Below are 274 nucleotides of genomic sequence, written 5' to 3' on the forward strand. Positions count from 1 at the left end.
TGGCCGTAGTAGCAGCATTTGGTGCGGCAAAATACCATGCCAAACTCAATCAGCGCGATGACCAACTAGCGGGATTGACCGCCGCGAGTGCGCTATTGATCGTGGCTTATCAGTATACGAATCAAAATCAAATTGGTGTTTTTAACACTTTATTGATCGGGACTAACGGTCTAACGGGCGCATTGATTGTGGGTGGTTTGACCGGCCTGCTCTTCAAATGGTTCAGCAAGCCGGTTCCGGCACAAAGTAGTCCGCATACGGCCGATATCTTGAC

Annotated in this window: 1 protein-coding gene; it reads left to right on the forward strand. The window is 49.6% G+C overall.

The annotated features are described in order from the left end of the window. Positions 1-274: hypothetical protein (locus tag PZC42_RS24610; protein ID WP_277214125.1), on the forward strand; the 274-nt coding region annotated here is incomplete at both ends.

The sequence above is a fragment of the Isoptericola croceus genome (genome assembly GCF_029382255.1).
Classification (GTDB): domain Bacteria; phylum Actinomycetota; class Actinomycetes; order Actinomycetales; family Cellulomonadaceae; genus Isoptericola; species Isoptericola croceus.